Raw genomic sequence first — 17,946 nt, forward strand, 5'->3', positions numbered from 1 at the left:
CCGGCGGCAGCACACGGTGACGACGCTCACCGCGTCCCGAGGTCGTAAGTGGTGCCGTCGGCGACGGCCTGGAGTTTGTCCGGGTTGGCCACGTTGTGGATGGCGGTGATGCGGCCATCGGTGCCGAAGTCGAAGGTGACGGTGGCGATCACGCGTCCCGGCGCGCTGAACACCATGCCCGGCCCACCGTTGATCTCGACGAGTTCGGCCTTCATGTCGGCGGGCTCGACGCCCTGGTAGGTGACGGTGCCGATGGCCGCGAACCAGGCGGCGACCGTGGTCGCACCCACGACCGGACGCAGGGCCTGGCGGACCTTGCCGCCGCCGTCGGTCCACAGGGTGACGTCCGGGGAGAGCAGTTCCATCAGGGCGTTGACGTCCCCGCCGGTCGCGGCGGCGAAGAACCGCTCGGTGACCTCGCGCTGCCTCGAACGGTCGGCGGAGAAGCGGGGACGGCGGGCCCGCACATGCTCACGGGCACGGTGCGCGGCCTGCCGCACCGCGGCCTCGGAACGCTCCACCGCCTCCGCGATCTCGGCGTGACTGAAGTCGAAGACCTCCTTCAGCACGAACACCGCGCGCTCCAGCGGGCTGAGCGTCTCCAGCACCACCAGCATGGCCATCGACACCGACTCGGCCTCCGTGACGGCCTCGGCGGCATCCCCGCCGGTGAGTACGGGCTCCGGCAGCCACGGCCCCACGTAGGTCTCCCGCTTGTGCCGGGTGGAGCGCAGCCGTTCCAGCGCCAGGTTCGAGACGATCCGCGTCAGGTACGCCTTGGGGTCGGCCACCTGCGAACGGTCCGCGGCGGACCACTTGATCCAGGCGTCCTGGACCGTGTCCTCGGCGTCGGCCGCGGTGCCGAGGAGACGGTAGGCCACGGAGAACAGCAGATTGCGGTGCTCGTGGAAGACCTGCTGGTCGGGATGGGCGGTCAGGTGGGTCATCGGGTCTCCCGGACACGGGTGAAACGGCCCCCGCGGGGCCAGAACGCGCCCGAGGCGGGCATCTTCTTCATACGGCCGTAGGTCGGCCAGGGCGAGGCGGTCACCGTCTCCTTGTACCGAACCGCAGTGCGGCCCGTCAGGCAGATCCGGCGCGGGCTGTCGTCGGGGCGGGTGAACTGCACCACCGCGTCGTTCCGCCCCAGGCTCACGGGCGTGTGGTAGTAGCCGAAGCGGAACGGCTTGGGCTGCTTGCCCCTGAGCGCGCGGTCGATCGACAGCGCGGCGTGCACCCCGGTCGGCATGCCGCCCTGGCAGGTGCCGTGCATGACGCCGTAGCCCTGGCGGATCGCGGCCGCGTCGCCGACCGCGTACACCTCGGGGTGGGACACCGACCGCAGCGCGGCGTCGGTGACGACGCGTCCGCGCTCGTCGACGGCCAGCCCGGCGGCGGCCGCCAGCGGCGACACGCGCGTGCCGCTCGTCCACAGGACCACGTCGGCGGCGATGCTCCCCCCGTCCGCCAGCTCCACCGCGTCGGGCAGCACCTTGGCCACCTCGACGCCGGTGCGCACCTGGACGCCCAGCCGGCCGAGCGCGGCCCGCACGTACGCCTTCGCCCTGGGGTTCATGTCCGCACCGGGTTCCCGCCTGCCCAGCAGCACGACGTTCAGCTCCGGGTGCCGCTCGGCGATCTCCGCGGCCGACTCGACACCGGTCAGTCCGCTGCCGGCGACCACCACCGTGCCGCTGCCGAGCCGCTCCAGCCGGTCGGCCAGCAGCTCCGCGTCCTGCGCGCCGCTCAGGGTGTAGGCGTGGTCCTCGGCCCCCGGTACCGCCGACGTGTCGGCCACCCCGCCCAGCCCGTACACCAGGGTGTCGTAGGGCAGCACCCGGTCGTCGTCGATCCGCACGGTCTTCGCGTCCGCGTCCACCGCCGTCACCCAGCCGCGCACGAACCGCGCGCCCGTGCCCTCCAGCAGTCGGGGGATGCTCAGCTCGGCGAGCGGCTGCCCGGTCGCCGTCATGTGCAGCCGCATGCGTTCGGTGAACCGCTCCTGCGCGTTCACCACGGTCACCCGCACGTCCTCGTGCCGCTTGGTCCGGGCCGCGAGCTGGACGGCCGCGGCCATGCCCGCGTATCCCGCCCCCAGGATCACCACGCGGTGCGCGGTCGCCGTGCCGGTCTTCTGCCGTGCGCTCATCGTTCCGTCCTCCTCGGTTCGCCTGCTGACGCCCACCAGATGGGAGCAGGCGGCCCGGACGTGACATGGGCTTGGTATGGCGTGCGTCACGGTGCGCATCGAGGTGCCGGCACGGGAAACGGTCCTCGGTACTGGTGGGCTCGCGTATTCGACTGTCGCCGCCTCCCCGGGGAGCCCGGCCCGCTGTCGTGGTTGCCGACCGGATCACTCCGTCACGGGCAGGCACTCGGCGAGCAGGCCGACGCCGTCACGCCCGAGCTCCAGCGCGATCGCGCCCCCGGTGCCGTAGCCGACGGCGGCGATCCGCTCCGGGTCGGTCCGCGGCTCGGCACAAAGCACGTCGAGCGCCGCGTGGCCGATGCCCCGCATCCGGCCGGGATCGGCGAGCAACGGCATGCAACGGGCCAGCATCTCCTCGGGGTCGCCCAGATAGCGCCCGCCGTGGAGGTCGAAGGCCAGGGCCACGTATCCCAGCTCGGCGAGCGCGTCGGCCCGGCGGCGCTCGACGTCGCTGAGCCCCACCCCCTCGGGCCCGACCAGGACCGCGGGCCGACGGTCGACACCGGCCGGGAGCGCAAGGTGCCCGATCATCGTCAGGCCGTCGGCCACGTATTCGACCGCGCACGTGGTAACCGTCGTCATGAACCTGGACTGTAGTGATCGCCGAACCCGATCGGGCCGGTGTTCTGCCACCGGCAGAAAGCAGGCCTCCGACGTGTTCCGGAACCTCCCCGTCAGGGGTTCGGCTCAGCGCCTGCGAACAAACCGCCGTCCGCCCGAAGCGCGGGCGCGCCGGAGGAGGACGGTGACTCCGGCGGCTCAAAGACGCAGGGGTGTCTCCGCGTCGGTCAGCAGCCGGCCAAGGGCATCGAGGCGCTCGTCCTCGCTCGGCGCGGCCCGCCGGGAGACTTTCATCGCGGGCAAGGAGCCCGTAGTGCACGGCAGGTACGCCGGGTGCGGCGCTGACGCGCAGGGTGCGGCCCTGGCCGCGCCGGCAGGCGGGTCGGCTCCGGGATCCCGCTCGAAGCAATTACTTGGCTAGCCACATAAACGGTGTTACTTTTATGTGGCTGGCCACAGAAAGTGGTCGGCGCGGCATCCACACGAGGAGATCCCGTCATGAAGGCCATCGTTTTCGACGCGTTCGGCGGCACCGAGGTCCTGCACGAGGCGGAGATCGACATTCCGCAGCCCGGCCCCGGCCAGGTCCGTGTGCGGGTACGGGCTGTCGGCGTCAACCCGGTGGACGGCAAGATCCGCTCCGGTGTCATGGAGGCCGTCTTCCCCACCACGCTGCCCGCCGTGCCCGGCGGGGAGATCGCCGGTGTGGTCGACGCCGTCGGCGAGGACGTCGACCACCTGAAGGTGGGGGACGAGGTCCTGGGCTGGTCCGACACCGGCTCCTACGCCCAGTACGCCCTGGCGTCCGCGGCCGTCCTCGCGCCCAAGCCGGCCGGCCTGGACTGGACACACGCCGCCGCCCTGCCCGTGGCGAGCGACGGTGCCGAACGCGTGCTGGACCTGCTCGGCGTCACCTCGGGTGAGACGCTGCTGATCCACGGAGCGTCCGGCGCGCTCGGCACCATCGCCGTCCAGCTCGCCGTCGCACGCGGCGCCCGCGTCATCGGCACCGCCGGACCGGCCAACCAGGAGTACGTCACCTCGCTCGGCGCGACCGCGCTGGTCTACGGGGAAAACCTGGTCCAGCGGGTCCGCGAACTCGCCCCCGACGGGGTGGACGCCGTCTTCGACGCCGCGGGCAAGGGCGCGCTGGAGGACTCCATCGTCCTGCGCGGCGGCACCGACCGGATCGTCACCACCGCCGACTTCCGCGCCCGTGAACTCGGCGTCGTCTTCGCCGAGGGCCCGCAGCGCCGCTCCGGCGCCCGGCTGGCCGAACTGGCCCAGCAGGCCGCCGACGGCACACTGGTGACCACGATCAGCGCCACCTACCCGCTGGCGGAAGCCGCCAAGGCCCAGCGGGCCAGCGACGGCGGCCACAACCGCGGCAAGATCGTCCTCACCGTCAACTGACCACCTCACCCGTACGACCAGGGAGCAGCAATGTCCGACACCACCTCACCGGAGCTACCGGACGCGGCGCGCGACGGGCGACTGAGCTACGCCATCTTCCAGCTCGCCCGTGCGCACCGCGGCCACGCCGCCGCCATGCTGCGCGCCCTGAACCTGCACCCGGGGCAGGAGCTGCTGCTGATGCAGCTCTTCGACCGCGACGGCCGGACACAGGCGGAGCTTCTGGAGCGTGTCGGCCTCGACCACTCCACCGTCTCCAAGTCACTGCGCCGCATGCAGGAGGCCGGACTGCTCACCCGGGAACCCGCTCCCCACGACCGGCGGGTCATGGTGGTCAGCCTCACCGATGCCGGCCGTGCCCTGCGGGAGCCCATCGCCGACATGTGGCGCACCCTGGAGCAGATCTCCGTACGCGATCTGACCCCTGACCAGGTCGAGATGTTCACCACGTGTGCGCGCACCATCGAGAAGTCGGTCAGGGACCACAGCCGGCAGGCACCCTCCGAGTGATCAGGCACGGGCGGGCGGCCCACTCGCCGGGCGAACCGCCCTCCCACCCCGCGCGGAGCGAGGGCGCCCCGAGGGCAGCCCTCGCCGCCCGGGGCGACAAGAACCCTCCGCGGACGCCTCGACGCCGCGCATGAGCAGCACGTCACCGCGGCGGTCGAGCGCATCACCGCGGCGGTGGAGGAACGCGCGTACACACACGTCGGCGCGCCGCAGACCCGCCGACGCCACCCGGGCGCAGCCCCCGCCGCCCCGGCCGGTGCACCGGAACCGCCCGCAAAGCAGCCGCGCCGCAGCCGGCTCTTCTTCTCTTCCATCCTCCGCGACAACAGGGAGATTTCCATGACGGACGCATTCGCCCCGATCGATGTGGCCGGCCGGCCGATGGCCAACCGCATCGTGATGGCACCGATGACCCGAAGCCGGGCCTACGGACCTGGAGCCACCGCGACCGATCTGATGGCGACCTACTACAGCCAGCGCGCGAGTGCCGGCCTCATCGTCACCGAAGGGATACAGCCCTCTCCGGTCGGCCAGGGATACCCCGACACGCCGGGCCTGCATTCGCCGGAGCAGGTGGCCGCCTGGCGCAAGGTCACCGATGCCGTCCACCGTGAAGGCGGAGTGATCTTCGCGCAGTTGATGCACACCGGCCGCATCGGCCATCCCAGTCTGCTTCCTTCCGGTCTGAACCCCGTCGCGCCCTCACCCGTCGCCGCGAAGGGCCAGGTGTTCACCCACCAGGGGCCGATGGACTTCGTCACCCCGCAGGAACTGGACGCCGACGCCATCGCCCGCACCATCGCCGACTTCACCGACGCGGCACGCAACGCGATCGCCGCCGGCTTCGACGGGGTGGAGATCCACGGTGCCAACGGCTACCTGATCCACCAGTTCCTCGCACCCGACACCAACCGGCGCACCGACGACTGGGGCGGCGACGTCGCCGGCCGGATCCGCTTCGGCCTGGAAGTCGCCACCGCCGTCGCGGAAGCGATCGGCGGCCACCGCACCGGCTTCCGCATCTCGCCCGGAAACCCCTACAACGACATCGCCGAGACGGACGCGGTGGATGTGGAGAACACCTACACCACCCTGGTCACCGAGCTCGGCGGCCTGGACCTCGCCTACCTGCACATGATCGAAGGCGCCGACCGGACACTGACCGCACGCCTGCGCAAGACCTGGCCCGCCACGTTCATCCTCAACCCGCTCACCCACCCCGAGCCCACCGGCCCGGACGCACTCGCCCTGGTCCAGGACGGCACCGCGGACATGATCGCCTTCGGCGCGCTGTTCCTCGCCAACCCCGACCTGCCCGCCCGTCTGGCCGCCCGGGGTCCGTACAACACACCGGACCCCGCCACCTTCTACGGCGGCGACCACCACGGCTACACCGACTACCCGCACCTGTAGGGTGCCGGCCCGGAGCGGGGAAAGCCGGGCGACGCCCTCGTCCCGGCTCTCGCCGCCCTCGGCCCGCACCGACGCTGTGACCTGCGGCTTCAGACCGGACGTCGCCCCATCGTCAGTGCGGTGCGCTTCACTGTCCGGGAGGCCTGGAGGAGTACCTGTCCGGCCTACCTGCGAGCCCCCGCTCACCCCAGATGGAGAGCCGCCAAGCGGGGCAGTCGGCGGGTCATTTCGCCGTGGTCGTCGAAATCGAAGTTCCAGGCGGGGTCCAGCTCCGGGTAGCGGATGGTGAACGCGTCGTCGGGGAGTTGTCCGCCGGTCGCCACGATGTGTGCGTTCCAGACGATGCTCAGCGTCTCCTCGCACTCGAGATCGAATCCGCCGGCCGCCGCCGCCCGCACGACGGGCAGTTCTGCCAGGGCATCGGGGTCGGCGACCACGTGCTCGAAGGTCTCGCGTCCCTGCGCGATCAACCAGCCACGGAAGTAGTCGAAGCCGTCGTCGGAGCATCCACCGTTGATCACGTAGGCGGCGGCCCACAGAGGGTTCGTATAGGAGTCCGCCATCAGGTCCCACAGCACCTGCTGGGCGGCGACGATCTCCTCAACCGGGTACGTGGCCAGCTGCGAGGTCGCCCGGCCGGCGACGTCCTCGCCGTCGTCCGGGTCGGACGCCTGATTGCGGGCTGACTCGATGAGCTGCCAGAACTGCCGTCTGTCCATGGCGGCAGAGCATGGCACCCGGTTCTGACATCGGGCCGGTCCCGGGAGCTCTGTCCACCGGAGCAGCAAGGATCTCCCTGACCCCCTGTCACATCTGAGGGGTGTACGTGGTCAAGAGGTCGACGATCCCGAAGAGTCCGGGCGGACGCAACCGCCCGCCACCGTTCAGCGGGTTCCACCGAGGGGACGCATCGGCGCATTCCCGCACCGGTCGCTCGACGACCCTGCTGACGTGCGGAACGGACCGAACACGAGGAGCAGCACCTCATGCGCAGAATCAAGAACACGATCTACGGCGCCGCCACATGTCTGGCGCTGACGGTCGGCGCCGTAGCCGCGTTCCCGGGCACCGCGGCCGCGGCCGACACGATCACGGTCTGCAGGGACGCGTACCAGAACCACTGTGGGCACGCCCCGACCACCGTGTCGGACGCCCTCAAGCAGGTCAGCCCCGCAGCGCAGGACAGCATTTCGTCCATCGCGAACCCGACCAGCACACCGATCTGCTTCTACGAGCACAACAACTTCCAGGGGCGAAGCTTCGTGCACTTCGGCCCCGGGAACATCAACAACCTCGCGAACGTATGGGTGGACGGCAAGCCCATGAACGACGTCATCTCGTCCTGGAGGCCCCATCCCCATGGTGGTCCTGGGCCTTGCGCGTGAACCGAAAACCACCGTCGGCCGGTCGTCCGGGACCCGGCCGCCACGCCCGCGTTGGTCGAACGACTCAGTCATGACCCCGAACCGGCCTCCAGCGCGGGTGCCGAACCGGCGCTCCCCGAGGAGGCCACGGCCGTACCTCCAGGAGTCTTCGCTCCTCTCGCTGCATCCGCTGGGCGACCGGCGGATGCGCGACCTGTGGACCGACGGCTGGCACATCACGGAGTCCGCGCCGCACCGCGACTGGGACGAGCTCTGCCGGGCAGGCATCGTCATCGTGGCGCTGGGGCACACCCCGCCGGTGCCACCCCTTCCCGAGGCCTACCTCATCATCCACCACGAGGGCCGTCGGCTCGCCGGCGCGCCGTCCGCTCCGGAACCCCGCTGGGCGCTCGAACCTGCCGTGGAACCGGCCGGTCCCCTCGCTCCGGAGCAACCATGGTGGAACCGGTCCGTCATGACAGCCCGTCACGCCCACCCACTCGTCGTTCATACGGCGGGGACCCGGCGGCCGAGTCGCCCGCCATGGGCGAAGACGTGGGGAGCAGACCGGACACGCGCCCTCGCGCTCTGCCCACGCCTCGCCGTGCCTCAGGACACCGGGGCCGCCTTCGGCAGCGTGGTCACGTCCTGCGGGGGCGGGTCCGTCGGCATGAGCACGGGCGGACGGAGGCCGTCGGCCGCGGCATGCCTGACCGAGCTGCTGCACGTACCGTGGACTTCCACCGTGCGCGTCCTGTGCCCATGGCGGTCCGGTGAAGAAGAGCCTCGCCCCTGGGCGCCGGGTCCGGGCTTTTCCTCCCACGGTGCGGCAGGTCCGCCGTCCGTCGCCGGCCGGACAGTCCTGGCGGACGCGACACGCTCAGGCGCGGACGTGCCGATGGACACCGGGACGGGAGAGGTCTGCCTCCTGGTGGCGGTTGGCCCGGCCGTGGGACCGCACCCGGTGCACCGGCGAGCCGTCCTGCTCCGACTGCCGCTCCTACCACCCCTGGACGGTTACGCATCGCGTCCGGGCAGCAGCCTGCTGCTGCCGAGAACGACCACCGAGGGCGCGGCCGGCCGCCGGCGGCAGGAGGAGCAGCACACCGTCGCCGCGGCCGCCGGTCGGCTCAGGCTCTGGAGGAGGCAGGCGGGCGACGGGCTCGAGCAGCACGCCCGGTTCTCGATGCGTGTGCACCTCACGGAGCAGGACACCGGACAGCGTCTCCCGGTCCGGCTGACCTATCGCACCGCTGATCCCTACGCGATCACGGCCGTCTTCAACCACGGGACCGACGACGAGAGGGAATGGGTCTTCGCTCACGAGCTGCTCGTCGACGGCACGCACGAGAGCGTGGGGATCGGGGACGTCATCGTGTGGCCTTCACAGGACGAGGAACACGAGCGGCGACGCGTCTTCGTCCGTCTGCGGTCACCGGAGGGAACGGCACTGCTGTCCGCGGCGCGTGACGACGTCGACGCCTTCCTCGACGCCGTCCACCCGCTGACACTCCATCCGTCGGCGGCCCTGTACGCCCGTGCCCTCGACGCGTGGGAGCGCGAGCTCGCCGAGTTCATCTGCCCCGGGCCGGGGGACCGGTGATCCGGGTCGGGGATCCGTCGGCCGTGGGCGGTGACTCCGTCGAGGGCCCCGCCGGCGGTCCTCACGTGACGACCGGGGTGACGGCCAGTCAGGTGCCGTTCCGTTCGCGGGCCTTAGCGCGGGCGGCGTGCAGGGGGTTGTTCGTCCTGCCCCGGGCGGGTTCGATGTAGTGCTTGAGGACCGTGGGGGAACCGGGCTTCCACCGGCCCTGGGCGGTCGGGTCTCCTCCTGCTTCGGAGATCTCCTGTGCCGGGCCCCGGCGCAGGCCGTGCGCGGTCACCGCGCGGCCGCCGGGCGCCTTGACCCCGGCGAGCCGGGCGCGGGTCTTGACGATGTTCCCGATCGCGTCGGGGCTGAGGAAGTCGCCGCGCGGCCCGGAGCGGGGGCGGATGGTGCCGCCGCGGGTGATGTGCCGGAACAGCGGGCCGGACGTGATGCCGTGGCGGCGCAGTTCCTCCAGCCACGCGCGGACGCGGACGACGGGGCAGAGGGACGGGGCCTCCGGGTCGGCCGGTACGAAGGTGTCCTCGCCGTGGGCGGCCTGGTCGGTCTTGGAGAACGCCACGCGCACGGTCACGCCGTCGTCCTCCACGGCCAGGTGCTCGACCAGGAGGTTGGCGAGTTCGCTGCGGCGGGACAGCATCCCCCATCCGAGGGTGAGCAGCGCGGCGTCCCTCAGGGCCTTCGGCTGCTCGCGCTCGTCGGCCGCGGTGCAGGTGGCCACCATGGCGGACAGGGCCGCGGTGCGGATCGGCGGTGCCTTCCTGGGCGCGCGGCGCCGGGCCCAGTCCCGGGCGTGCCTGCGGAGGACCTGCCGGGCCTCCTTCATTCCGGGCTGCTGTCCGTCGGAGTGGGCGGAGCGGATCGCCGACATGTGGACCTGGACGGACGCGGGCGCCAGGTCCCGTTGCACCAGGTGTCCGACGTACTCCACGAACGTCGCCGTGGTGCACGGCATCGGCACCCGGCCGTTCTCGGCGCACCAGGTGGTGAACTGTCCGAGGGCCGAGCCGTACGTGCGGGAGGTGTTGGCGGGCGGCGCCCCGTCGATCAGGTCGGCCGTCTCCTGCGAGATCCGGAAGTCGGCTTCGGTGTAGGTCGGTTGGTCGGCCGTCGTCGGGATCGGGGCGTCCGGCCGGAGCAGCGTGTGCCGGCCGATGAGGGGCCGGTGTGCCGGCGTGTCCGCGAGGGCGGGGAGCGCCCGGTTCTCGTCCTCGTCGACCAGCTCGGCGTCGACCACTTCCACGGCGACGGAGTCGGCCATGTGCCCCTCCCTCAGGATAGCTTCGTATAAGGGAAATTATACAGGGGTAACGTCCAAGGCCCTTCTCGGCGCGGTTCCTGATGGCGGGACACGGACCGCTGCTACCGTTCTCGTCAGTTCACGTCTATTGGTACGGAAGGAATCATGCGCATCACCGTCACGGTCGACGATCCCACCGACGACTTCCAGGACCGGCTTCTCGCACTCCTCGAGGAACACGCCGCCCACGTCGACGTCGACGCCACCTGGACCGTCGAACGCGCCCTGCGGTACTACCGGACCCTGCCCGCTCGGGCACGGCACATCGTCCAACTGGCCGCCACCCGCGGTGGTTTCGTCGACGACGACGAACTCCGCACCGACGGCGGCAGCCTCCGCGGCCACAGCGGCGCCCTCAAGCGCGTTCTGGAGCGCGGCGTCCGCGAGGGCTGGTGGCCGGCCGGGATGCAGCCGCCGGTCCAGGCACAGGGGCCCGGCTTCGGAAAGGTCAAGGGCTACTCCATGCCCGCCGGACTCGTGGATGTCTTCTCCACCGCCATCGACCAGTGCGCCAGGCAGAAGTGACGTCGCGGTCCACCGCCTCAGCGTCACCCCTCTGTCACAGAAGACCGGCGTGCCGCAACCTTCCCTGTGTGCCATGGATCCAACCTGTGACCGCGACCCACCGTCGCCCCGCGCATGGGAGCAGATCATGACCCACAGACGTTCCACGGCCGTTGCCGCCGCATCGTTCCTGCTGCTGAGCGGTGTGGCCCTCACCGCCGCGCCCGCGGCCTTCGCGGGCACGCCCGGAGGCACCTACGCCGACGACCGCAACAGCGACTTCGACGGCGACGGTTACGACGACGTCCTGACCGGCGCTCCGGGCGGCACCGACGGCGGCAAGAAGGGGGCGGGGTACGTCACCGTCCAGTACGGCGCCGCGAGCGGTATAGGGACCGCCACCAGCATCCCCCGGGTCCGCACCGCCGTCTTCGGTCAGGCGACCGCGGGGGTCCCGGGCTCCGCCGAGTCCGGTGACGGCTTCGGCACCGCCGTGGCCACGGGGGACCTCGACGCCGACGGTTACGACGACGCGATCGTCGCCGCGCCGGGTGAGGACGAGGGTTCCTTGAGCGACGCGGGCCGGGTGACGGTCCTCTACGGGTCCCCGGCCGGACTGACCCCCGCCCGCAGCACCACCCTGAGGTCGGAGGCGCCCGCGGCGGACGCCCGGTTCGGCCTGGCCGTCGCCGCCGCCCGGCTCTCCGGAACCACACCGGGAGACGTCCTCGCCGTGGCCGACCGCGGGGGCGCCTCCCTGTTCACCTACGGCGCCGGCTCCCTGGAGGGAACGGGCCGCCTCGACACCGCCGGTGTCCCCGGCCGCGACTCGATACAGCCCGCCTCCCTGACCACCGGGAACTACGACGGCGACGGATACGCGGACCTGCTCGTGTCCGGCAACAGCCTGGAGGAGGACCCCAGGCCACGCTCCTCCCTGTACATGGGCGCCGCGGACGGGCCGGCCTACACCCGCGACCTCGCCGGCGGCTCCGCCACGGCCTCCGGCGACATCAACGACGACGGATACGACGACCTGGTCTACGGCAGGCCCGACAAGCCCGAGGACGAGAGCGAACCCCTCACGGGTGGAACCGTCGGCGTCTACCTGGGCTCCGAGGACGGCATGGAGAACGTGGACGAACTCGGCACTCCCGCACAGGTGTGGGCCCAGTACACCGCCGGTGTGCCGGGCACCGCCGAACTGGGCGACGGCTTCGGCGCCGATGTCTCCCTCGCCGACATCGACGGTGACGGCTACGCCGACCTGGCCGTGGGCGTGCCCGGCGAGGACATCGGCACCGTGGCGGACGCGGGCGGGGTGCGGATCCTGCGCGGCTCGGCCGCCGGGCTGACCGCGGTGGGCGCGAAGTCCTTCGACCAGAGCTCGGCGGGCGTGCCCGGCACGGCGGAGAAGGGGGACCGCTGGGGCGGACAGGTCCGGCTCGCCGACACGGACGCCGACGGCCGCTCCGAGCTGCTGGCCGCGGCACCCGGCGAGAACACCGACGACGGGGTGGTCTGGTGGCTCGCCGCCTCCACGGCCGGGACGGTGAGCACCGGATCGTGGTCGTACGGCGGAGGCTCACTCGGCGCTTCCGGAACCGACGCGCGCTTCGGTACGTCGATCGACGAGTGAGCCGACGCCTGTGCCGCTCCGCCGATCCTGTGGCGGACACGGCCCGCTCGTCGCACGGAGCGGGCCCACCACCTTGCGGACGAGCAGCGAACGACGGGCAGCAACGGGGCGGCCGGCTCCCGGAGTCCATCAGGAACCAGACGCTTCGACAGATCAGCACCCGCGACCGGCATCGTGCCGCACGGACATCAAGTCACGTGGGACGGCCTCTAAGCATTGATCGGTGCGGCCGACCTGGCGGCCTGCTCGATCTTCGCGCAGTAGGCTGCACGGGCTTTCTCGTCGATCTGCTTCTCGTGTTCGGCGCGCAATCCGGTCCGGCCGTCGAGGCCCTCGCGCAGGATGTCGGCGTGCCCGGCATGCCGGATGGACTCGCCGAGGACATGGACCATGACGGCGAACAGGTTCGTGTCGGCATGAGGCTCCGGCCACCACGGCACGTGGCCGGGGGCGTCGAGGGGAAGCTCGTTGATCGTCGCGTCCGAGTGTTCCCACGTGCGCCGGTAGAACCCGATGATCTGATCGCGGGTCTCGTCCTCGGTCGCCCACAGATCGCTGCCGTCGGAGTGGTCCTGCCACCGGGGCAGCGGTTCCGGGGAAGGGCGGTCGAAGACCTCGCCGAAGTACCTGGCCTCGACGCCGGCCACGTGCTTGACCAGGCCGAGGAGGTTGGTCCCGGTCGCTGTCAAAGGCCGGCGGGCGTCGTACTCGGACAAACCGTCGAGTTTCCAGAGCAGCGCCTCGCGGTCCCGCCGCAGTCTCCCGTGCAGGTGGTCCTTCGCGAATTCATCGATCATGCGGAACGAGCCTGCCATGGGCTGCTCGCGGCCTCAAGATCCCGTACATGGTCCACAACGACGTGACCCAGCCGCTGCCGCTGGTCGACGGGTTGCCACCGGTGCGGGGCGAGCGGGGCCGGCCCCGGCGCAGGCCCCGCTCGTCGTACGCCGACCGCGGTGACGACCACGACGTGTATCGGCGCCGCCCGCGCGAGCGCGGCATCGACCCGAAGACCGCCCGGCCCGGTCAGCCACATGGATCGGGGCTGGGTCTGACAAGGCCTCGAAAGGGCACGACATGAGCGCGGAGTACCAACGGATCAATCGGTTCGGGTTCGCGGAGTACCACGACATGGCCGGCATTGTCCGGGAGGTGGACCTGCCGGTCATGGCGGAGACGCTCCGCCAGATTGTGGACCTGGTGCTCGTCGAGGACGAGTCCGGCATCGTCGAGGCGATGTCGCCGGAGGCCCGAGCCGACTTCGCCGTGCCGCTCGGCATGGCCGCCGGGATGCTCGAAGACGGCGGGTACTCGGATGTGGAGCTGGTCTCGGCGGCCTGCACCGTGCGGTATTTCGCGGAGCGTCACACGAACGAGTTCCCCGAGGAGTTGACCTCCCTTGTGCTGCGGCTCCCGCGCTGAGCCGTGCGAGGGCGTGCGCGCCCTGGGTACCGCGCCCGGTGGTGCCTGGGCGGCAGCGGTTCGATCACCGTCCACAGCACGACAACGCGCACGACTCCACCGTGCCACAAGAGGATCGTTCTGCAAGGCCCCCATGGGAAAGAGTGCCTGGGGCGGCTGCGAGGGTCGTTGTCAGAGGCAGTCGGCAAGATCGTGGCATGAATGTCACTCCTGTCACTCCGCCACGGCCGCTCGATGTTGCCGCGGTTTTCCCTCAACTGGTCCCGCTGGCACGCACGGCGACCCGGTTGCACCCCCGGCCCGGGGCGCCGACGTGGTACGACAGCTCGATCGGCGGGCCGCTGCTGTGGCCCGCCGACGAGCCGTGGCCCCACTGCGAAGGCCCTCATGAAGTGGACGGAATGAACCCGGTCCTGTCCCCGGCGGATGTACGGCTGGAACGACGGATCCATGCCGCCTCGCGCGGCAGGGACGTGACCCCGCAGGAACGGGAGACCCTCGAGCGGATCCGGCCTCCTCGGAGGTTTCCGGTGAGGCCGGCGGTCCGGCCGTACGACGGCTCCATGGCGATGCTGCCCGTGGCGCAACTGTACGCACGGGACGTGCCCGATCTGCGCGCGCCGGAGGGAACGGACCTGCTGCAGGTTCTGTGGTGCCCCTTCGACCATCCGATCATGCCCAGGACCGCGCTGTTCTGGCGGTCGGCAGCCACCGTCACCGACATCCTCGGCACACCCCCCGAACCACCCGCGATGCAGTTCGACGGCTACCTGCCCGAGCCGTGCCTGCTCCACCCGGAACAGATCACCGAATATCCCGACCACCTGGAACTGAGTACGGAACTGCAGGAGCAGCTCAGGCAGTGGAGTGTGCCACAGGCAGCCGAGGAGGATATGGACCCGCAGACGTACTACGACTGTGTGCTGTCCAACGCACCCGGCTGGAAGGTCGGCGGCTGGCCCGCCTGGGACTCCACCGACCCCAGCCCGCGGCCCTGCCCTGAATGCGGCACCGGGATGGAAGTCCTGCTGACCATCGCCACGTTCGAAGAAGGGGACGACGAGGGGCGCAGCTGGTCCCCGTACGAGAACCCGGCTGCTGAGCCGTCCCCCGACTTGGACCACTTCGACCCCGGGCGGCCCACCGCGGTCCAGATCGGCAGCGGCTACAGGCAGCACCTCTCCATCTGCCCCGCGGCGCCCGAGCACCCCCACATCGAATTGATGACGTAGTCCGTCGCCTCCTTGTGAGTTCGGAAGCCCGGCTTGTCGTTGGCCGGCGGCCCCGGCCAGGAGCTGTGCCCGCTGCGCGGCCCCGATGCCGCGCAGGAGGACGAACCGGAAGAAGGACGAGCGGTCCCGTTCAGCTGCCGCAGGCGCAGCCCGCGGCAGTCGGCGCGGGCTCGGTGCTCTCCTCCTGGCCGGCGCAGCAGGCATCGCCGCCGGAGACGGGGCTCTTGCCCAGCTGGTCGGCGTCGGCCTTGACGACGTAGACCTCCCACGGTTCCTTGCCGGGGCCGGTGACCCACACCTTGTCCTGGAGGGCGTAGCAGCAGGAGGTGTCGTTCTCCTCGAAGGTGGCCAGGCCGGCGTCCTTGAGGCGGGTGGTGGCGGCGTCGACCTGCTCGGTGGAGGCGACTTCGACGCCGAGGTGGTCCAGGCGGGTGTCCTCGCCGGTCCCGCCCTCGATGAGGACGAGCTTGAGCGGGGGTTCGGTGATGGCGAAGTTGGCGTAGCCCTCGCGGCGCTTGGCCGGCTCGGTGCCGAACAGCTTGGAGTAGAAGGTGATCGAGGCTTCGAGATCGGCTACGCGCAGGGCGAGCTGGACACGGGACATGGCGGTCTCCCATCGGACAACTTGTTTCGACGTCTATCGATACAGCCGACCTTGCCACTGGGATCGACGGCTGTCAATATTGAGGAATGTCGAAGCAAGCTGGTCTGCCGGTGCTCGAGCAGGACGAGGCGGTGTGCTGTGCGCCGATGGTCCGCGAGCCGCTCGGTGAGGAGGCCGCGGCCGAGCTGTCGCGGATGTTCAAGGCGCTGTCGGACCCGATCCGGCTGCGGCTGCTGTCGCTGATCGCCTCCCACGAGGGCGGTGAGGCGTGCGTGTGCGACCTCATCGGCCCGTTCGACGTCTCCCAGCCGACGATCTCCCACCACCTGAAGGTGCTGCGGGAGGCCGGGCTGGTCGGCTCGGAGCGGCGCGGGACCTGGGTGTACTACTGGGTGCTGCCCGAGGCCCTGGCGAAGCTGTCCGCGCTGCTGGAGATTCCCGCCGTGTCCGCGAAGGCCCCGGCGTGAGCGCGCCCGTGCCGTTGCTGCGGCGGGCGGCGGTCGAGGGGCTGGGGACGGCCGCGCTGGTCGCGGTGGTGGTCGGATCCGGGATCCAGGCCACCGAACTGACCCACGATGTCGGGGTGCAGCTGCTGGCCAACTCCCTCGCCACCGTCCTCGGTCTCGGCGTGCTGATCGCTCTGCTCGGCTCGGAGTCGGGGGCGCACTTCAACCCGGCGGTCACCCTCGCCGCCTGGTTCACCGGCCGCCGCACCAGTGACGCCCTCGCCCTGCGCGACGTCGCGGCGTACGTGCCCGCCCAGGCCGCCGGGGCCATCGCCGGCGCGGTACTGGCCGACGCCATGTTCGGCAAGCCGCTGGTGCACTTCTCCACCCACGACCGGTCCGCTGGCCATCTGTGGCTGGCGGAGGTCGTGGCCACCGCCGGGCTGGTCTGGCTCGTCCTCGGCCTGGCCCGCGCCGGCCGGGCGCACCTGGCGCCCCTGCTGGTCGCCTCCTACATCGGGGCGGCGTACTGGTTCACCTCCTCCACCAGCTTCGCCAACCCGGCCGTGACGATCGGCCGGGCGTTCACCGACACCTTCGCCGGCATCGCCCCCGCCTCCGTGCCGCCCTTCCTCGCCGCCCAGCTGCTCGGCGCCGCCGCCGGTCTCGGCCTGGTCGTCGTCTGCTTCGGCCGCCCGGCCGCCGCGGGCGAGGACCAGGCCGTCGTCCCCCATGGCGGGCAACAGCCCGCCGCTCCCGCCCGTTCCACCGAAGAAAGCGCCCTGGCCTGATGAGCACCCCTGCCGTTCCCTCCGTGCTGTTCGTCTGCGTGCACAACGCCGGCCGGTCCCAGATGGCCGCCGCCTTCCTCACCCACCTCGGCGGTGACCGGGTCCGGGTCCGCTCGGCCGGATCCGCCCCCGCCGACACCGTGAACCCGGCCGTCGTGGAGGCCATGAAGGAGGCCGGCATCGACATCTCCGCCGAGACCCCCGAGGTCCTCACCACCGCAGCGGTGCGGGCCTCGGATGTCGTGATCACGATGGGCTGCGGCGACGCCTGCCCGTACTTCCCCGGCAAGCGGTACCTGGACTGGCAGCTCGACGATCCGGCCGGGCAGGGCGTCGCGGCCGTCCGGCCGATCCGCGACGAGATCGAGCGGCGCGTCCGCGGCCTGCTCGCCGGCCTCGGCATCCAGGCGGCGGCGTGAGGGCCACCGAGACCGGCGTGCGCATCGCCCCGCTGCGGCCGGAGCACGCCGAGCAGGTCCTGGCGATCTACCGGCTCGGCATCGACGAGGGCGACGCCACCTTCGAGACCACCGCCCCGACCTGGGAGGTGTTCGACACCGCCAAGCTGGACGAGCACCGCCTGGTCGCGCTGGACGAGGGCGGCCGGGTCCTGGGCTGGGCCGCCGTGGTGCCGGTCTCCGACCGGTGCGCGTACGCCGGTGTCGTCGAGCACTCCGTCTACGTCCACCCCGACGCCCGAGGCCGCGGGGTGGGCCTGGCCCTGCTGACCGCCCTGCTCGCCTCCACCGACGCCGCCGGCATCTGGACGGTGCAGTCCGGCATCTTCCCGGAGAACACCGCCAGCCTCGCCCTGCACCGGCGGGCCGGGTTCCGCGCCATCGGCACGCGCGAGCGCATCGGCCGCCACCACGGCACCTGGCGCGACGTCGTCCTCGTCGAGCGCCGCAGTCCCGGCGTGAACTGAGCGTGAC

Annotated in this window: 19 protein-coding genes and 2 pseudogenes; 14 read left to right on the forward strand and 7 right to left on the reverse strand. The window is 71.5% G+C overall.

Annotation, left to right across the window (positions count from 1 at the left end; translation table 11 throughout):
• Positions 1 to 26 precede the first annotated feature (26 nt).
• The 3 genes and pseudogenes from AMK33_RS30780 to AMK33_RS30790 form a co-directional block, all read right to left on the reverse strand.
• Positions 27 to 947, reverse strand: a complete 921-nt coding sequence (locus AMK33_RS30780) for an RNA polymerase sigma-70 factor (protein WP_073936274.1) — start codon at positions 945 to 947, stop codon at positions 27 to 29.
• Positions 944 to 2,149, reverse strand: coding sequence for an NAD(P)/FAD-dependent oxidoreductase (locus AMK33_RS30785; protein WP_073936275.1), 1,206 nt, complete (start codon positions 2,147 to 2,149; stop codon positions 944 to 946). Before AMK33_RS30785 ends, AMK33_RS30780 begins: the two co-directional genes overlap by 4 nt.
• 228 nt (positions 2,150 to 2,377) lie before the next feature.
• Positions 2,378 to 2,791 (reverse strand): annotated as a pseudogene (locus AMK33_RS30790) (dienelactone hydrolase family protein); the annotation flags it as partial.
• 477 nt (positions 2,792 to 3,268) lie between these two features.
• Here AMK33_RS30790 and AMK33_RS30795 point away from each other — a divergent pair.
• The 3 genes from AMK33_RS30795 (at position 3,269) to AMK33_RS30805 (ending at position 6,106) form a co-directional block, all read left to right on the forward strand.
• Entirely contained in the window at positions 3,269 to 4,183 is a 915-nt protein-coding gene (locus AMK33_RS30795) for an NADP-dependent oxidoreductase (protein ID WP_073936276.1), read from the forward strand.
• A 30-nt stretch (positions 4,184 to 4,213) separates the two neighbouring features.
• The gene (locus AMK33_RS30800) at positions 4,214 to 4,693 is read left to right on the forward strand and encodes a MarR family winged helix-turn-helix transcriptional regulator (protein ID WP_073936277.1); all 480 of its coding nucleotides are present in this window, start codon (positions 4,214 to 4,216) and stop codon (positions 4,691 to 4,693) included.
• A gap of 339 nt (positions 4,694 to 5,032) precedes the next feature.
• Complete coding sequence (locus AMK33_RS30805; protein ID WP_073936278.1) at positions 5,033 to 6,106, forward strand: alkene reductase; 1,074 nt, start codon at positions 5,033 to 5,035, stop codon at positions 6,104 to 6,106.
• A gap of 182 nt (positions 6,107 to 6,288) precedes the next feature.
• Here the strand turns inward: AMK33_RS30805 and AMK33_RS30810 are convergent, their stop codons facing one another.
• On the reverse strand, positions 6,289 to 6,825 hold the full coding sequence (locus tag AMK33_RS30810; protein WP_073936279.1) for a DUF4240 domain-containing protein: 537 nt from the start codon (positions 6,823 to 6,825) through the stop codon (positions 6,289 to 6,291).
• 267 nt (positions 6,826 to 7,092) lie between these two features.
• Between AMK33_RS30810 and AMK33_RS30815 the strand changes: the two genes are divergently transcribed.
• Complete coding sequence (locus AMK33_RS30815; protein WP_073936280.1) at positions 7,093 to 7,491, forward strand: hypothetical protein; 399 nt, start codon at positions 7,093 to 7,095, stop codon at positions 7,489 to 7,491.
• Between the two features lie 877 nt (positions 7,492 to 8,368).
• Complete coding sequence (locus tag AMK33_RS42535; protein WP_073936281.1) at positions 8,369 to 9,073, forward strand: SsgA family sporulation/cell division regulator; 705 nt, start codon at positions 8,369 to 8,371, stop codon at positions 9,071 to 9,073.
• Positions 9,074 to 9,161: 88 nt separating this feature from the next.
• Here AMK33_RS42535 and AMK33_RS30825 read toward each other — a convergent pair whose 3' ends face one another.
• The gene (locus AMK33_RS30825; RefSeq protein WP_073936282.1) at positions 9,162 to 10,337 is read right to left on the reverse strand and encodes a hypothetical protein; all 1,176 of its coding nucleotides are present in this window, start codon (positions 10,335 to 10,337) and stop codon (positions 9,162 to 9,164) included.
• A 144-nt stretch (positions 10,338 to 10,481) separates the two neighbouring features.
• On the opposite strand from AMK33_RS30825, the gene AMK33_RS30830 reads away from it, so the two are divergent.
• Positions 10,482 to 10,901, forward strand: coding sequence for a hypothetical protein (locus AMK33_RS30830; protein WP_073936283.1), 420 nt, complete (start codon positions 10,482 to 10,484; stop codon positions 10,899 to 10,901).
• A 127-nt stretch (positions 10,902 to 11,028) separates the two neighbouring features.
• A complete protein-coding gene (locus AMK33_RS30835; protein ID WP_073936284.1) occupies positions 11,029 to 12,519 on the forward strand; it encodes an FG-GAP repeat protein in 1,491 nt (496 codons plus the stop codon).
• A 209-nt stretch (positions 12,520 to 12,728) separates the two neighbouring features.
• Here AMK33_RS30835 and AMK33_RS30840 read toward each other — a convergent pair whose 3' ends face one another.
• Entirely contained in the window at positions 12,729 to 13,316 is a 588-nt protein-coding gene (locus AMK33_RS30840) for a DinB family protein (protein WP_073936330.1), read from the reverse strand.
• 53 nt (positions 13,317 to 13,369) lie between these two features.
• Here AMK33_RS30840 and AMK33_RS40675 point away from each other — a divergent pair.
• The 3 genes and pseudogenes from AMK33_RS40675 to AMK33_RS44995 form a co-directional block, all read left to right on the forward strand.
• A pseudogene (locus AMK33_RS40675) lies at positions 13,370 to 13,579 on the forward strand (IS5/IS1182 family transposase); the annotation flags it as partial.
• Between the two features lie 17 nt (positions 13,580 to 13,596).
• On the forward strand, positions 13,597 to 13,941 hold the full coding sequence (locus tag AMK33_RS30845) for a hypothetical protein (RefSeq protein WP_073936285.1): 345 nt from the start codon (positions 13,597 to 13,599) through the stop codon (positions 13,939 to 13,941).
• A 563-nt stretch (positions 13,942 to 14,504) separates the two neighbouring features.
• Entirely contained in the window at positions 14,505 to 15,173 is a 669-nt protein-coding gene (locus AMK33_RS44995; RefSeq protein ID WP_327380095.1) for a non-ribosomal peptide synthetase, read from the forward strand.
• A 130-nt stretch (positions 15,174 to 15,303) separates the two neighbouring features.
• Here the strand turns inward: AMK33_RS44995 and AMK33_RS30855 are convergent, their stop codons facing one another.
• On the reverse strand, positions 15,304 to 15,777 hold the full coding sequence (locus AMK33_RS30855) for an ArsI/CadI family heavy metal resistance metalloenzyme (protein ID WP_073936287.1): 474 nt from the start codon (positions 15,775 to 15,777) through the stop codon (positions 15,304 to 15,306).
• Between the two features lie 86 nt (positions 15,778 to 15,863).
• Here AMK33_RS30855 and AMK33_RS30860 point away from each other — a divergent pair, with 86 nt between their 5' ends.
• Genes AMK33_RS30860 through AMK33_RS30875 form a run of 4 tightly spaced genes read left to right on the forward strand, consistent with a single transcriptional unit; the run spans position 15,864 to position 17,939 of the window.
• Complete coding sequence (locus AMK33_RS30860; protein WP_073936288.1) at positions 15,864 to 16,244, forward strand: ArsR/SmtB family transcription factor; 381 nt, start codon at positions 15,864 to 15,866, stop codon at positions 16,242 to 16,244.
• Positions 16,241 to 17,014, forward strand: a complete 774-nt coding sequence (locus tag AMK33_RS30865) for an aquaporin (RefSeq protein WP_073936289.1) — start codon at positions 16,241 to 16,243, stop codon at positions 17,012 to 17,014. Before AMK33_RS30860 ends, AMK33_RS30865 begins: the two co-directional genes overlap by 4 nt.
• Positions 17,014 to 17,433, forward strand: coding sequence for an arsenate reductase ArsC (locus AMK33_RS30870; protein WP_073936290.1), 420 nt, complete (start codon positions 17,014 to 17,016; stop codon positions 17,431 to 17,433). Before AMK33_RS30865 ends, AMK33_RS30870 begins: the two co-directional genes overlap by 1 nt.
• The gene (locus AMK33_RS30875; protein WP_073936291.1) at positions 17,430 to 17,939 is read left to right on the forward strand and encodes a GNAT family N-acetyltransferase; all 510 of its coding nucleotides are present in this window, start codon (positions 17,430 to 17,432) and stop codon (positions 17,937 to 17,939) included. Before AMK33_RS30870 ends, AMK33_RS30875 begins: the two co-directional genes overlap by 4 nt.
• The last annotated feature ends 7 nt before the right edge of the window (positions 17,940 to 17,946 follow it).

Origin of the sequence: Streptomyces sp. CB02400 (assembly GCF_001905725.1) — a bacterium.
Classification (GTDB): Bacteria; Actinomycetota; Actinomycetes; order Streptomycetales; family Streptomycetaceae; genus Streptomyces; species Streptomyces atrovirens.

Bases quoted from the DNA above. Each gene is read 5' to 3' on its own strand.
- AMK33_RS30855 (WP_073936287.1), bottom strand. From the start codon at position 15,777: ATGTCCCGTGTCCAGCTCGCCCTGCGCGTAGCCGATCTCGAAGCCTCG.
- AMK33_RS30860 (WP_073936288.1), top strand. From the start codon at position 15,864: ATGTCGAAGCAAGCTGGTCTGCCGGTGCTCGAGCAGGACGAGGCGGTG.
- AMK33_RS30835 (WP_073936284.1), top strand. From the start codon at position 11,029: ATGACCCACAGACGTTCCACGGCCGTTGCCGCCGCATCGTTCCTGCTG.
- AMK33_RS30785 (WP_073936275.1), bottom strand. From the start codon at position 2,149: ATGAGCGCACGGCAGAAGACCGGCACGGCGACCGCGCACCGCGTGGTG.
- AMK33_RS30815 (WP_073936280.1), top strand. From the start codon at position 7,093: ATGCGCAGAATCAAGAACACGATCTACGGCGCCGCCACATGTCTGGCG.
- AMK33_RS30800 (WP_073936277.1), top strand. From the start codon at position 4,214: ATGTCCGACACCACCTCACCGGAGCTACCGGACGCGGCGCGCGACGGG.
- AMK33_RS42535 (WP_073936281.1), top strand. From the start codon at position 8,369: ATGGACACCGGGACGGGAGAGGTCTGCCTCCTGGTGGCGGTTGGCCCG.
- AMK33_RS44995 (WP_327380095.1), top strand. From the start codon at position 14,505: ATGGCGATGCTGCCCGTGGCGCAACTGTACGCACGGGACGTGCCCGAT.
- AMK33_RS30795 (WP_073936276.1), top strand. From the start codon at position 3,269: ATGAAGGCCATCGTTTTCGACGCGTTCGGCGGCACCGAGGTCCTGCAC.
- AMK33_RS30825 (WP_073936282.1), bottom strand. From the start codon at position 10,337: ATGGCCGACTCCGTCGCCGTGGAAGTGGTCGACGCCGAGCTGGTCGAC.
- AMK33_RS30870 (WP_073936290.1), top strand. From the start codon at position 17,014: ATGAGCACCCCTGCCGTTCCCTCCGTGCTGTTCGTCTGCGTGCACAAC.
- AMK33_RS30830 (WP_073936283.1), top strand. From the start codon at position 10,482: ATGCGCATCACCGTCACGGTCGACGATCCCACCGACGACTTCCAGGAC.
- AMK33_RS30840 (WP_073936330.1), bottom strand. From the start codon at position 13,316: ATGATCGATGAATTCGCGAAGGACCACCTGCACGGGAGACTGCGGCGG.
- AMK33_RS30780 (WP_073936274.1), bottom strand. From the start codon at position 947: ATGACCCACCTGACCGCCCATCCCGACCAGCAGGTCTTCCACGAGCAC.
- AMK33_RS30810 (WP_073936279.1), bottom strand. From the start codon at position 6,825: ATGGACAGACGGCAGTTCTGGCAGCTCATCGAGTCAGCCCGCAATCAG.
- AMK33_RS30805 (WP_073936278.1), top strand. From the start codon at position 5,033: ATGACGGACGCATTCGCCCCGATCGATGTGGCCGGCCGGCCGATGGCC.
- AMK33_RS30845 (WP_073936285.1), top strand. From the start codon at position 13,597: ATGAGCGCGGAGTACCAACGGATCAATCGGTTCGGGTTCGCGGAGTAC.